General features: G+C 58.3%; 13 protein-coding genes. All 13 read left to right on the top strand.

The window, feature by feature from the left end; genetic code table 11:
• Positions 1–80 precede the first annotated feature (80 nt).
• The 13 genes from dapF (at position 81) to WMW72_RS29000 (ending at position 13984) form a co-directional block, all read left to right on the top strand.
• The gene (dapF, locus tag WMW72_RS28940) at positions 81–941 is read left to right on the top strand and encodes a diaminopimelate epimerase (protein WP_341419072.1); all 861 of its coding nucleotides are present in this window, start codon (positions 81–83) and stop codon (positions 939–941) included.
• Between the two features lie 26 nt (positions 942–967).
• The gene (locus WMW72_RS28945; protein WP_341419073.1) at positions 968–2872 is read left to right on the top strand and encodes a bifunctional homocysteine S-methyltransferase/methylenetetrahydrofolate reductase; all 1905 of its coding nucleotides are present in this window, start codon (positions 968–970) and stop codon (positions 2870–2872) included.
• A 29-nt stretch (positions 2873–2901) separates the two neighbouring features.
• A complete protein-coding gene (locus WMW72_RS28950) occupies positions 2902–3783 on the top strand; it encodes a YicC/YloC family endoribonuclease (protein ID WP_341419074.1) in 882 nt (293 codons plus the stop codon).
• 74 nt (positions 3784–3857) lie between these two features.
• A complete protein-coding gene (gene remA / locus WMW72_RS28955; RefSeq protein WP_009672664.1) occupies positions 3858–4118 on the top strand; it encodes an extracellular matrix/biofilm regulator RemA in 261 nt (86 codons plus the stop codon).
• On the top strand, positions 4108–4749 hold the full coding sequence (gene gmk / locus WMW72_RS28960; protein ID WP_341419076.1) for a guanylate kinase: 642 nt from the start codon (positions 4108–4110) through the stop codon (positions 4747–4749). The genes remA and gmk overlap by 11 nt, the downstream gene beginning before the upstream one ends.
• Entirely contained in the window at positions 4749–4982 is a 234-nt protein-coding gene (rpoZ, locus tag WMW72_RS28965; protein ID WP_341419077.1) for a DNA-directed RNA polymerase subunit omega, read from the top strand. The genes gmk and rpoZ overlap by 1 nt, the downstream gene beginning before the upstream one ends.
• A gap of 60 nt (positions 4983–5042) precedes the next feature.
• Positions 5043–6263, top strand: a complete 1221-nt coding sequence (gene coaBC / locus WMW72_RS28970; protein ID WP_341419078.1) for a bifunctional phosphopantothenoylcysteine decarboxylase/phosphopantothenate--cysteine ligase CoaBC — start codon at positions 5043–5045, stop codon at positions 6261–6263.
• The gene (priA, locus tag WMW72_RS28975; RefSeq protein ID WP_341419079.1) at positions 6260–8818 is read left to right on the top strand and encodes a primosomal protein N'; all 2559 of its coding nucleotides are present in this window, start codon (positions 6260–6262) and stop codon (positions 8816–8818) included. Before coaBC ends, priA begins: the two co-directional genes overlap by 4 nt.
• 147 nt (positions 8819–8965) lie before the next feature.
• Positions 8966–9454 carry a peptide deformylase gene (def, locus tag WMW72_RS28980; RefSeq protein WP_341419080.1) on the top strand — a complete coding sequence of 163 codons (489 nt, stop codon included), beginning with the start codon at positions 8966–8968 and terminating at the stop codon, positions 9452–9454.
• Positions 9455–9477: 23 nt separating this feature from the next.
• Complete coding sequence (fmt, locus tag WMW72_RS28985; RefSeq protein WP_341419157.1) at positions 9478–10437, top strand: methionyl-tRNA formyltransferase; 960 nt, start codon at positions 9478–9480, stop codon at positions 10435–10437.
• Positions 10434–12029, top strand: a complete 1596-nt coding sequence (gene rsmB, locus WMW72_RS28990; RefSeq protein ID WP_341419081.1) for a 16S rRNA (cytosine(967)-C(5))-methyltransferase RsmB — start codon at positions 10434–10436, stop codon at positions 12027–12029. Before fmt ends, rsmB begins: the two co-directional genes overlap by 4 nt.
• 96 nt (positions 12030–12125) lie before the next feature.
• The gene (gene rlmN, locus WMW72_RS28995) at positions 12126–13202 is read left to right on the top strand and encodes a dual-specificity RNA methyltransferase RlmN (protein ID WP_341419082.1); all 1077 of its coding nucleotides are present in this window, start codon (positions 12126–12128) and stop codon (positions 13200–13202) included.
• Positions 13203–13210: 8 nt separating this feature from the next.
• A complete protein-coding gene (locus tag WMW72_RS29000; RefSeq protein ID WP_341419158.1) occupies positions 13211–13984 on the top strand; it encodes a Stp1/IreP family PP2C-type Ser/Thr phosphatase in 774 nt (257 codons plus the stop codon).
• The last annotated feature ends 4 nt before the right edge of the window (positions 13985–13988 follow it).

A 13988-nucleotide genomic window follows, 5' to 3' on the forward strand; every position in this document is an offset into this window, starting at 1 on the left:
AAATTTTGCGGAATCGCTATGCATCGCGGGGGTTTTGCGCTATAGTAGGGGGTAAACCTCTAAAAATGGGAGTTTTCATTATGAATTTCACGAAAATGCAAGGTTTGGGCAATGATTTCATCGTGCTTGCAGACTTCGACGCTTTGCCGGCCGATGTGTCGGAGCAGGCTGTTCGCCTGTGCGACCGTCACTTCGGTATCGGTGCAGACGGACTGGTCTTCCTGCTGCCCTCGAGCCAAGCTGACTATATGATGCGAATTATCAATTCGGATGGCACGGAGCCCGAGCAATGCGGCAATGCGATCCGCTGCGCCGCTACTTATTTGTATGAGAGCGGCTTGGTCGATGCCTCGGTTCGCGAGATCACGATCGAGACGATCGGGGCCGGCGTTCAGTCGGTCCAGCTTGAACTGGACAACGGCCGGGTGGACCGGGTCCGTGTTGATATGGGCGAGCCGGTTCTCCAAGGCCTGTCCATACCTACGACACTTGATGCGGACTCGGTTGTGGATCAGCCGATCTCAACCGGGGGGCAGGAGTTCCTCTTCACCGCCGTGTCGATGGGCAATCCGCACTGTGTGATCTTCGTAGACGATGCCGTTTCCTTAGATGTGGGGGTCTTGGGACCGCCGCTAGAGAAGCATCCGTTTTTTCCGAACAAGATCAATGTGGAGTTTGCTACGGCCCACCGCCGGGATTTTGCGGATATGCGCGTGTGGGAGCGGGGAGCGGGTCCTACGCTGGCCTGCGGAACCGGAGCTTGTGCGACCCTGGTAGCCGGAGTGCTGACAGGGCGGATGGACCGTCGGGCCATCGTCGCGCTGGCCGGGGGAGAATTGATGATTGAGTGGAGCGAAGCGGACAACCGCGTGTACATGACGGGGCCTGCCCGGCAGGTATTCACGGGGACGCTGCCGCAGACGAATTTCATTTTAAAATGAAGATAGCATGGGAAGGGGAGCCTCTTGTGAAACCGGACTTGAGGGAAGCGCTGCGCCGCGGGGTGCTGGTCGGGGACGGCGCGATGGGCACTTATTTATACCAGATGGGATTTCCTGTAGGAATCTCATATGAGGAACTGAATCTGCTGAAGCCGGATGTGATCCGGGAAATTCACCGCCGGTACTACGAGGCCGGAGCCCGCTTGATCGAAACGAATACGTTCTCGGCGAACCGGGAGCGGCTCTCGAAGTTTGGCCTGGAAGGCGAAGTGGAAGCGATCAACCGGGCCGGCGTTGAGCTGGCGCGTCAGGCAGTCGGCGAGGATGCCTATGTCGTCGGAGCTGTCGGTTCGATCCGTGCCGGAAAGCGGAAAAGCGTACGGACGGCTAAAATCAAAGAAGATTTGGGTCAGCAGATCGCTGTGCTGATTGATGCGAAGGTTGACGGCCTGCTGCTGGAGACATTCTATGATCTGGAGGAAATGCTGCTTGTGCTGAAGCTGATTCGCAAGCAGTCGGATGTTCCGGTCATCTGCCAGTTTGCGACGGAAGGAGCAGGGGCGACGATGGACGGCTTCCCGCTGAAGGAAGCATTCGAGAAGCTGCTGGCTGCCGGAGCGGATGTTGTCGGCTTCAATTGCCGCAGTGGCCCGAATGGCCTGCTACGCTCGCTGGAGCATGTGGCTGGCTTACCGGATGCGCCGCCGTTGTCCGTGTTTCCTAACGCCGGTCTCGCCGACTACGTGGATGGGCGTTATACGTTTGCGGCTACGCCGCAATATTTCGGCGAAACCGCCCGCCGCTTCGTCGATCAGGGCGCCCGGATCGTGGGCGGCTGCTGCGGAACGACGCCAGAGCATGTTGCCGCAATCGCAGCCTCGCTAAACGGTTATGCGCCACAGCCGAATGCGGCCTCCTTGACGGCTCAAGCCTCTGCACCGGTGGCTGTGGCTGAACCGCAGCCGCTGACCTCGATTGCAGGGTCTGTCTCGGGCACCGTTCAGACCGTACCGAATATCGTCGATCTGGTGAAGGAGCGGGTGACGGTGATCGTCGAGCTGGACCCGCCAAGGGATCTCGATATCGCCAAGTTCATGGCCGGAGCAGAAGCACTGAAGGCGGTCGGCGCGGATGCGCTGACGATGGCGGACAATTCGCTGGCTGTCACCCGGATGAGCAATATGGCGCTCGGCTCGCTGGTACAGGAGCAGGTGGGCATCCGTCCGCTGATCCACATCGCTTGCCGCGACCGTAATATGATCGGCACCCAGTCCCATATGATGGGGCTCCATGCGCTGGATATCGATCATGTCCTTGCGGTAACCGGAGATCCGGCCAAGTTCGGCGATCTGCCGGGGTCGAGCTCGGTTTACGACCTGACATCCTTCGAGATTATCCGGATGATCAAGCAGCTCAACGAAGGGGTGGCCTTCTCGGGCAAGCCGCTCAAGAAACGGGCGAATTTCGTCGTTGGCGCTGCCTTTAATCCGAATGTCAAGCATCTGGATAAAGCTGTGCAGCGACTGGAGCGCAAGATCGAAGCGGGAGCCGATTACATCATGACGCAGCCTGTGTACGACGCGAAGCTGATCGAGAATATCCGGCAATCGACGAAGCATCTGGATGTTCCAATTTTCATCGGCATCGCGCCGCTGGCCAGTGGCGGCAACGCCGAGTTTCTGCATAATGAGGTTCCTGGCGTGCTGCTGTCCGACGAGGTGCGCTCTCGCATGAGCGGACTGAAAGGCGAGGAAGGGCGCGCGATGGGGGTCCAGATTGCCAAGGAACTGCTGGATGTAGCGCTTGAGCATTTTAACGGCATCTACCTGATGACGCCGTTTATGGCTTACGAGATGACCGTCGACCTCACCCGCTATGTATGGGAGAAGTCGGGGCGCGGTGATTACCACTTGTCCCCTCTTGCAAAATGAATTAGAATAGGATAACGGATGTGAGAGTCATGGTAACGAGTATGACCGGTTTCGGGCAAGCGGAGCGTGCTTTGGCCGGATTTCGGCTGCAGATCGATCTGAAATCCGTCAATCACCGCTACTGTGAGGTAGCGGTCCGGCTTCCGCGCGAATTTGCCCGTTATGAGAGCTCCGTGAAGCAGGCGGTGCAGCAGCGGGTGAAGCGGGGCCGGGTCGATGTGTTCGTTACCGTGGAACGGGACCCTGGCGAAGCGCCTGTACCGGAGATCGATTGGGCGCTCGCCGGAAGCTACCGCGAGGCTGCAGATTCGCTTCGCACGCAGTTGTCCCTACCGGGCGAGCTGACGCTTCGCGACCTGCTTTCGCTGCCCGGCATTGTGACGTTCCGGGACAAGCTGGATGCTGCCAATGAGTCATTGGAGGCGGAGCTGGTTGCCTGTGCGTCGGAAGCTGCGGCTGGACTAGCTGCCATGCGCGAGCGCGAGGGCGAGTTTCTGCGTGAAGACCTCTCCGGCCGGCTGCAGCTGCTGGAGCAATTCCGGGAGCAGGCGCATAGTCTGGCTCCGCAGATCGTACAGGATTATGCGGTTAGGCTGAGAAGCCGTATCCAGGAGATGCTGGATCAGCCTGAGCCGGACGAGCTTCGCCTGGCTATGGAAGTGGCCTTGATGGCGGACCGGGCCAGCATCGATGAGGAGCTGACCCGATTGAAGAGCCACTTCGGACAGTTCGAGCGGCTGCTTGATGAAGATGAGCCCGTCGGGCGCAAGCTTGATTTTCTCGTGCAGGAGATAAACCGCGAGGTCAATACGATCGGCTCCAAGGCCGGCCATGCCGGATTGGCAGGTATCGTCGTGGAGATGAAGGCGGAGCTCGAGAAGATGCGGGAGCAAATTCAAAATATCGAATAAAAGTGGATGACTTTCTCTTCGCGCCTTCCACTAGGCCGTACGAGGATGCGAAGAACCAGGGGGAACCGTATACTATGGCGATCAAATTAATCAATATCGGATTCGGGAATATCGTCTCTGCGAACCGAATCATTTCCATTGTCAGCCCGGAATCGGCGCCGATCAAGCGGATTATCCAAGAAGCGCGCGACCGCCATATGCTGATTGATGCAACTTATGGTCGCCGTACCCGTGCTGTGATTATTACCGATAGCGACCATGTGATCCTGTCTGCAGTCCAGCCGGAAACGGTCGCTCACCGACTTTCCAATAAGGACGATGATCATGACGAGTAAAGTAGGGGTTTCCCCTTCGGAAAAAGGCATACTGATCGTCTTGTCCGGACCTTCCGGCGTAGGCAAGGGCACCGTTTGTAAAGCGCTGCGCTCCTGCACGCCAGATATCGTGTATTCCGTGTCGGCTACGACGCGGGCACCGAGAGAAGGCGAGATCGATGGTGTGAATTATTTTTTCAAGAGCAGGGAACAATTTCAGCAGTTGATTGAGCAGGACCAGATGTTGGAATGGGCGGAGTATGTAGGAAACTACTACGGAACGCCTAGCAAATTCGTGGAAGATACCTTGAACAGCGGAAAAGATATTATTCTGGAGATCGAAGTCCAGGGCGCCCTCAAGGTGAAACAGAAATTCCCAAGCGGTGTATTTATATTCCTGCTGCCTCCGTCGCTTCCAGAGCTGGAAAGCCGGATTGTCGGGCGCGGTACCGAATCCGAGGAATCGATCCGCAGCCGGATGTCCGTGGCCGTTGAGGAAATCGCGATGATGGAGCAGTACGACTACGCCATTGTGAACGATCAGGTTGATCTGGCCTGCTCGCGGATTCGCAGCATTCTGACCGCAGAGCACTGCCGCAAGGACCGTATGGTGAATAAAATCCAACATTGGATGGCTGAGGTGAAAAAATAATGCTGTATCCTTCAATCGACCGTCTGCTGGACAAAGTAGACAGTAAATACTCTCTGGTTGTCGCAGCCTCCAAGCGCGCGCGCATGCTGCGTGACGGAGCCAAGAGCGAGCTTCGCCAGAAGCGTTCCCACAAGCAGGTAGGTCACGCGCTGGAAGAGATTTATGAAGATTATATCTCGTACGAGAAGCTTCCTAGCAAAGAAAAAGAAACAGAAAAAGACGCCTTCAAGTAAAAAAACAACCTTCGGGTTGTTATTTTTTTACCATCGCCGAATTTGAAGGGGGAAGCATTCATGAAAGCATTGCACGGAAAAACGATTGTGCTGGGCGTATGTGGAGGCATTGCCGCCTACAAGGCAGCTGCACTGTGCAGCAAGCTAACCCAGGCCGGAGCCGAGGTCAGGGTTATTATGACCGAATCCGCGACCAAGTTCATCGCGCCGCTTACCTTTCAGACCTTGTCCCGGCATGAAGTAGCGGTTGATACGTTCGACGAGAAGGATGCGTCGGTTGTTCAGCATATTGATCTAGCTGACAGGGCGGATCTGGTGGTAGTAGCTCCCGCCTCCGCCAATACGATCGCGAAGATCGCGCTCGGTATCGGCGACGATATGCTAAGCACAACCTTGCTGGCTGTTACGGCTCCGATTTTGATCGCCCCGGCGATGAATGTTCATATGTATGAGAATCCTGCTGTCGAACGCAATATGCAGACGCTGGCTGACCGCGGCATTCGCTTTATTGAGCCTGGGACCGGCCAGCTCGCCTGTGGCTACGTCGGCAAGGGGCGGCTGGCAGAGCCGGAGGAGATTGTGCAAGCCGTGGAGCGGCACTTTGCGGAGCAAGGACGGCTCAAGGGGAAGCGGCTGCTCGTCACGGCTGGAGGAACGGTGGAGCGCATCGATCCGGTCCGTTATCTGACCAATGATTCCTCCGGCAAGATGGGCTACGCGATCGCGGAGGCGGCAGTTCGGATGGGGGCAGAAGTGACCTTGGTCAGCGGCAAGGCGTCGGTGCCGGTTCCGTCCGGCGTGAAGCTCGTTCGTGTGGAGTCGGCGGCAGATATGCTGGAAGCCGTCTTATCCAGACTGGATGAACAGGACATCGTCATTAAGGCTGCGGCTGTAGCAGATTACCGGCCAGCTGAGCAGCATGAGCATAAAATCAAGAAGTCAGAGGAAGCGTTGACGCTGACACTGGTGAAAAATCCGGATATTTTGCAGCAAATCGGGGAGCGGAAGACCCATCAATTCGTTGTTGGATTTGCTGCCGAAACTCGGAATATCGAGGAATTTGCCATGGATAAGCTGCGCCGCAAGCGGTGTGATTTGCTTGTAGCCAATAACGTTGCCGAAGAGGGAGCTGGCTTCGGAACAGATACGAACGTGGTCAGTGTCTATGACGCGAAGGGTCTGGTCAAGGCGTTGCCGATCCTGGACAAGCGTGAGGTGGCCTCCCGTCTGCTCGGCCTGGTTGCCGATAGGCTCAAGAAGGGGGAAGCTGCGCGAGCATGATCGCCAAAGTGATCGTAGATGTTCCTGCAAGGCCGACGAACCGGGCGTTCGACTACGAAGTCCCCGTGTCGTTACGAGGGTTAGTCGCTGTGGGAAGCCGGGTCGGCGTACCGTTCGGCCCGCGGACGGTACAAGGCTTCGTGATCGAGCTGCTGCAGGATTCGGACCTGGCACCCGGCCGATTGAAGGCCGTCAAGCAGGTGCTGGATCTGTCGCCTCCGCTCACGCCGGAGCTCGTCAGACTGGCACAGTGGATCGGGCGTACCTATGCGTGCCATGATGTCACCGCGCTGCAGGCGATGATTCCAGGAGCGCTCAAAGCGAAATACGAGCGTCAGGTGACACTGGCTCCCGGCTGGACTCCGCAGGATTCAACGGCGGGGTTTTCTTCTGCCGGAGGGCGTGCCGATAGTGGCGCAGCAGCGGCTGCTCCGGTGGCACTGCCGCTGCTGCTTCCGCAAGACGAGACAATCCTGGACTATGTGCGGAAGCAGGGGGCGGTGGAGCTGGAAGCGCTGCAGACCCGGTTTCCCGAGGATGGCGTTCGGATCAAGCAGCTGCTAGAGGAAGGCATACTGCTGGAACAGCAATTGGTGAAGGATCGGATGGCGGTCAAAAAAGCGTTGACCGTCTTTCCTCCGGATGATCTTTCCCTGCTGGATGCATGGATCGCGGAATTGCCTGCCCGTGCAACGAAGCAGCAGGAGGTGCTGCGCTATCTCCAGGAGCATCCCGAGCCCGTCAAGCTAACCGAGCTGCTGACTGCGCTTCACATGACGGCTTCGGCTGTGAAGGGACTCGCTGACCGGGGCTGGATTCGTCTGGAGGAGGTGGAGGTGCTGCGCGACCCGTATGCGTCGCGTACCTTTCGGCCAACTTCTCCGCTTGCACTCACCGAGGAGCAGCAAGGGGTTTATGACCGTATTCGCGCTGCCGTGCTGTCCCGGGAGCAGCGGGTTTTCCTGCTGCACGGGGTAACGGGGAGCGGCAAGACCGAAGTCTACCTTCAGTCTATCCAGACTTGTCTGGAGGAAGGGCGGGAGGCGATCGTGCTGGTGCCGGAGATTTCACTGACCCCCCAGATGGTGGAGCGCTTCAAGGGGCGCTTCGGCAATCTGGTCGCGGTGCTGCACAGTCGGCTGTCCCATGGGGAGCGCTATGACGAGTGGCGCAAAATCAGCCGCCGCGAAGTGAGCGTCGTCATCGGTGCGCGCTCCGCAATCTTCGCACCCTTCGCCAATCTGGGGCTCATCATGATCGATGAGGAGCATGAATCGACCTATAAGCAGGAGGAGAGTCCCAAGTATCATGCCCGGGATGTAGCGATTGCCCGCGCTCGTGAGCATGGTGCTACAGTGGTGCTAGGTTCGGCAACCCCATCTCTGGAAAGCATGTACCGGACGAGTGTGGAAGCGGCACGTCTGGCTACGGAGGAAAGACCGCGTTTCGAGCTGCTCTCGATGCCGAGCCGGGTGGAGGGCAGGCCGCTGCCTCCTGTACGAATCGTCGACATGCGGGAAGAGTTAAAGAACGGCAACCGTTCGATGTTCAGCCGGGACCTGTATAAAGCCATTGAAGAACGGTTACACAAGAAGGAACAGATTGTATTGCTGCTGAACCGCCGGGGCTATGCGACCTTCGTCATGTGCCGTACTTGCGGCTATGTGGCTCAATGTCCACACTGCGACATCTCGCTGACCTATCATCAGAGCTCGCGGGCAATGCGCTGCCATTATTGCGGCTATGCCGAGCGTGAGCTGTCCCTGTGCCCGGAATGCAACAGCGAGCATATCCGGCACTTCGGTACAGGCACGCAGCGGGTGGAGGAGGAGCTGGGCAAGCTGTTCCCCGGCATCCGGGTGATTCGGATGGACGTAGACACGACCTCGGAGAAGGGTTCGCATGAGAAATGGCTGACGATGTTCCGCAACCGTCAGGCCGATGTGCTGCTGGGCACCCAGATGGTCGCCAAGGGACTGGACTTTCCCTACGTCACACTGGTCGGGGCGCTGGCTGCCGACTCGGTGCTGAATCTGCCCGATTTCCGCGCAGCGGAGCGGTCGTTCCAGCTGCTGACCCAAGTGGCCGGACGGGCGGGACGCCATCATCTTCCGGGCGAGGTGTTCGTGCAGACCTACACGCCTGAGCATTATAGTATCATTCATGCCAGCCGCCACGATTATATGAGCTTCATGCGCAAGGAAATGCTGATGCGCAAGCTGCATAATTACCCGCCGTTTCATCAGCTGGTGCTGGTCACCCTGTCGCATGAACAGGTACAGCTGCTGATCCGTTCCGGAGAAGCGCTGGCTTCCAGATTGAAAGCCCTGGCCGAGGATTTGCCTCGGGATACGGAGGAACTGGAGGTGCTGGGGCCCGTCGCGTCGCCCATCTCCCGGATCAAGGATAGATATCGCTTCCAATGCATGATAAAATATCGGGGGGAAAACCGGATTGCCGAGCTGGTCAAACAAGCGGCTTCGGTGCTGGACGAGACGGTAAAGCAGCACAAGCTGATTGTGTCGATCGATGTGGACCCGCAAATTTTGATGTAAGAAATCCTCGATGTACTTATACGTAATATTCGTAATATTCTATGAAAAGTGCGGTGGATCCGATGCGTAGATGCGTGGAGGAACCCACAGCGCCTGGATGACAGTACTTTGAAGCAGAATCATAGAAGACAGGAAGGTGTGGAAGGTATGGCTATTAAAATGATTGTGATGGATCCGGATCCGGTATTGCGCGAGAAGAGCAAGCCGGTACCGAAAATCACCCCTAATATCTTGAAGCTGCTCGATAATATGGTCGATACGATGTACGACGCCGAGGGCGTAGGGCTGGCTGCTCCGCAGATCGGGATTCTCAAGCGCGTGATCGTGATGGATTGCGGTGAGGAGCATGGCGGTCTGATTGAGCTGATCAACCCTGAAATTATCGAGCTTGAAGGCGAGCAGTTGGGCGCCGAAGGCTGCCTGAGCATTCCTGGGCTCCGCGGAGATGTCAAGCGTGCGGCTCGTGCCAAGGTGAAGGGGCTAAACCGCGACGGCGTGGAGGTTGTGATCGAAGGAACCGAACTTCTTGCCCGTTGCATTCAGCATGAGGTGGATCATCTGGACGGCATTCTGTATACCGATCTGGCCGAAACGATGTACCGTTCGACCGAAGAGCCTGAAGAGGGTGAAGCATGAGTCATAAGCCTAGAGTCGTTTTTATGGGAACTCCCGATTTTGCGGTACCGTCGCTGCGGTCGCTGCTGGAGGACGAGATCGTCGAGGTTGTCGGCGTTGTGACCCAGCCGGACCGTCCGGTGGGCCGCAAGCGCGTACTGACGCCGACGCCGGTCAAGGTGGAGGCGTTATCGCATGGACTGCCCGTGCTGCAGCCCGAGCGGCTGCGCCGGGGTGAATCCGTGGATGCACTGCGCGAGCTGCAGCCGGATCTGATCGTTACGGCTGCCTACGGCCAAATCTTGCCGAAGTCGGTGCTGGACTTGCCGAAGCTCGGCTGTATCAATATTCATGCGTCGCTGCTGCCCCTGTACCGGGGCGGCGCGCCGATTCACTATGCGGTCATGAACGGGGACGCCGAGACGGGCGTCACGATCATGTATATGGCGGAAGGGCTCGACACTGGCGATATGATCAGCCGGGTCGCGGTGCCGATCGGAGATGACGACACGACCGGCACGATGTTCGATAAGCTCAGCATCGCCGGAGCCGAACTGCTGCAGCGGACGCTGCCCGGGCTGCTGGCCGGGACGGTTCAGGCCGTTCCTCAGGATGACGCGGCTGCCGTATATTCGCCTAATATTACGCGCGAGCAGGAGCGGATCGACTGGAACGCGCCGGCGCTTGCCATCTGGCAGTTGGTGCGGGCTCTGCATCCGAGACCGGGCGCGTTCACGCTGTGGAACGGCGACGTGCTCAAGGTCTGGGCATGCGCCAAGCCGGACGGTGCTTCTTCGCCAACCGGCGTGCAGCCTGGAACCGTGCTCGGCGCTGGCCCTGCCGGTATTGAGGTAGCTACGGGCAGCGGCGTGCTGCGGATTATTGAGCTGCAGCCATCGGGCAAGAAGACGATGGACGCTGCTACGTTCGCTCGCGGCGGTCAACTGGCCGTGGGCACAGTATTGGGGCATGCGGCAGAGGACGGAGCTGATGACGAATCGTGAGCGAGCATTCATCTGACCGGAAGCCGGATCAGCCGGGGAAAACAGCGAGCCGCCGGACAGGCACTCCGGGAGCTCAGGGCAAGAACGGAACCGCCCATCGGCCGGGAGCCACTGGCGGAAAGTCTTCTTCGGGAGGCGCCAAGCCTGCCGGCAGGCTTGCTTCCGGGCACAAGCCAGTACGCGGTACCGCCCGGGAGGCGGCACTGGATGTGCTCACCCGCGTGGAAGTGGATAGGGCCTACAGCAATCTGCTGCTGAACCAGACGCTGCAGGCGTATAAGCTGGACAAGCCGGATGCCGGACTGGCTACGGAGATTGTATACGGCACCGTGCAGCGTCTGAATACGATCGACTACTACTTGGGTCGCTTCGTCGCCAAGGGTCTGGCGAAGCTGGAGCCCTGGGTACGCAGCCTGCTCAGGCTGAGCCTGTACCAGATGCTATACCTAGACAGGGTGCCGGATCATGCCGTTGTGAATGAAGCGGTCAACCTGGCGAAGCGCCGGGGGCATACGGGGATTTCCGGTATGGTCAACGGCGTGCTGCGAAATGTGATCCGCAGTAAGGCGGAGCTGGTTCTGCCGGATGGACTTGCACCGGCCGCTAAGATCGCACTGGAGGAGTCTCATCCCGAATGGCTCGTGCGTCGCTGGATTGCGCAGTACGGCGAGGAGACGGCCCGGAATATTTGCCGTGCCAACAATGAAGCCCCGCGGGTCAGCCTGCGCGTCAACCGGATGCGTACCGAGCCGTCGCAGCTGCTGGAGCGGTTGCGCGGGCAAGGTCTGGAAGCGGAAGCCTCTGCCCTGGCACCGGCCGGAGTCGTCGTTCGCGGAGGCGGCAATATGGCGTTGACACCGGAATTTGAGCGTGGCTTGTATTCCGTCCAGGACGAAAGCTCCATGCTGGTGGCCGAATGGGTAGATCCGCAGCCGGGCGAGCGTGTACTGGATTGCTGTGCCGCTCCTGGAGGCAAGTCGATGCATCTGGCGGAGAAGATGGGCGACCGTGGCGAGGTCGTCGCCTGCGATGTACACGAGCATAAGCGCCAGCTGATCGACGATCAGGCGCAGCGGCTCGGCCTCAAGTCGATCCGCACGCTGACGGCAGATGCCCGGCAGCTTGCCGACCATTATCCACCGGGCAGCTTCGACCGGATTCTGCTGGATGCTCCTTGCTCGGGGCTCGGGGTAATCCGCCGTAAGCCAGATCTGAAGTGGAGCAAGTCGGAGGCGGAGATTGCCGCTATTAGCCAGATCCAGCAGGAGCTGCTGGATGCGGTAGCGCCGCTGCTGAAGCCCGGAGGCGTGCTGGTCTATAGCACCTGTACGGTGGAGCGCAGTGAGAATGAAGAGGCAGTGAACCGGTTTCTGGCCGGGCATCCGGAGTTCCATCCGGATCCGTCGCCGCCATGGGTTGGGAGTCCTGGACACGGCGGTGCAGTCGCCGCGGGAAGCCCCGATGCCGGCGTTGCGGATGCGAAGGAGGTTTCATCCGTTTCCACCGGAAGCGCGTCGTCCATGATCCAGATCATGCCTTATGATTACGGCTCAGACGGCTTTTTCATCGCGCGTCTGCGCAGACGAGCATAATCCCGTAAATTGTGGTAAAATAAAACGTGGCCTTCTCGGAAGCTAAGTCCGAAAGGCCTTCACTTTAGATAAAACAGGTTGTGATAAATGATGGACATGCCAGCAAGCAAGATGCCCAAGAACCTCAAACCCTACGTTTACGATTTTACGCTGGAGGATTGGCAGGTCTGGGCCAAGGAACATGGAGAGTCTGGCTTTCGGGCCGGACAGGTTTTCGATTGGTTGTATGTGAAAAGAGTTTCAAGCTTCGACGAAATGACGAATCTGCCCAAATCGCTGCGGGACAAGCTGCGTGAGCAGTTCGATTTCGTCACGCTCAATGAGGTTGCCCACTATCGGTCCAAGGACGGTACGGTCAAGTTTCTATTCGAGCTGACGGATAAGAACGCGATCGAGACCGTCATAATGAAGCACAGCTACGGCAACAGCATCTGTGTTACCACGCAGGTCGGGTGCCGGGTCGGCTGTACGTTCTGTGCGTCCACGCTCGGCGGTCTGAAGCGCAATCTGACTTCCGGCGAGATCATCGCTCAGGTGGTCAAGGCTCAGCAGCTCCTGGATGCGACAGAGGAACGAGTGAGCAGCATCGTCATCATGGGGATCGGTGAGCCGTTCGAGAATTACGATGCCATGATGAAGTTTCTGAACGTCATGATTCATCCGAAGGGGCTGAACATTGGCCAGCGGCATATTACGGTATCGACGAGCGGTATCGTGCCGAATATTTACCGGTTCGCGGATGAGGATACCCAGATCAATCTGGCGATCTCAATCCATGCGCCTAACGACGAGCTGCGCTCCAAGCTGATGCCGGTCAACCGCAGGTTCCCGTTCCAGGATCTGCTGGAAGCCTGCCGGTATTATGTGGCCAAGACAGGGCGCCGCATTACCTTTGAATATGCCTTGATGGGTCAGGTTAACGACCGTCCGGAGCATGCCGAGGAGCTGGCGCAGGTGCTGAAGACCTTCCCGATGGCGCATGTGAACCTCATACCGGTGAACTATGTCTCGGAACGCGATTACGTGCGTACGCCGCGTAACGATATATTTACCTTCCAGCGCATACTCGAAAAAAATAAAGTCAATGCCACGATCCGCCGCGAGCAGGGCAGCGATATCGCCGCTGCATGCGGTCAGCTTCGGGCGAAACATATGGAGTCGGGTGCGAGGTGACCAGAGCGATGCTGAATGTGGCCTATTTATCCGATGTGGGACTGGTTCGAGCCGTTAATGAAGATAGCGCCTTCGTCCAAGAGCAGGGAGACGGGTGGTCGCTGGCAATCGTAGCGGATGGAATGGGCGGTCATCAGGCGGGAGATGTGGCCAGCCGGATGGCGATCGAGTGGATTCCCCAGGGACTCCTCTCGATGTCGCCTGATTTGTCGGGAGAGCAGCGCGGAGAGCGGCTGCGGACTGCCATCGAAGCAGCCAATGGGAAAATATTCGAGTTCGCTTCCGAACGGGAGCATTATCATGGCATGGGCACGACGGTAGTGGCCGTGCTGGCCAGCCGGGATCGTGCGGTTATCGGTCATATCGGCGACAGCCGGGCTTATCGTGTCCGTGGGGACCAGCTGGAGCTATTGACCGAGGATCATTCCCTGGTCAACGAGCTGGTGAAGAACGGACAGATTACGCGCGAGGAGGCCGAGCATCACCCTCGGCGCAATGTGCTGACCCGGGCGCTCGGTACCGAATCGTCCATTGAGGTTGACGTGCAGGAGATCTCTTGGCAGCCTGGAGATATTCTGCTGTTATGCAGTGACGGGCTGAGCGGTCTGGTTGAGCGCCAGCTGATCCTGCAGGCAGTCCTGACGGAGGGCGGACTGGAGGACAAGGTTCGCTTGCTCGTTCAGGAAGCGCTCTCGGCAGGCGGGGATGATAACGTAACGGTGATTTTGATTGAAAATGCGGCCGGACCGGATTGCGAACAAACTGACGGGGAAGCGGGGTGAGGAA

It is taken from the genome of Paenibacillus filicis (genome assembly GCF_038070315.1).
In the GTDB taxonomy this organism is placed as follows: Bacteria; Bacillota; Bacilli; order Paenibacillales; family NBRC-103111; genus Paenibacillus_G; species Paenibacillus_G filicis.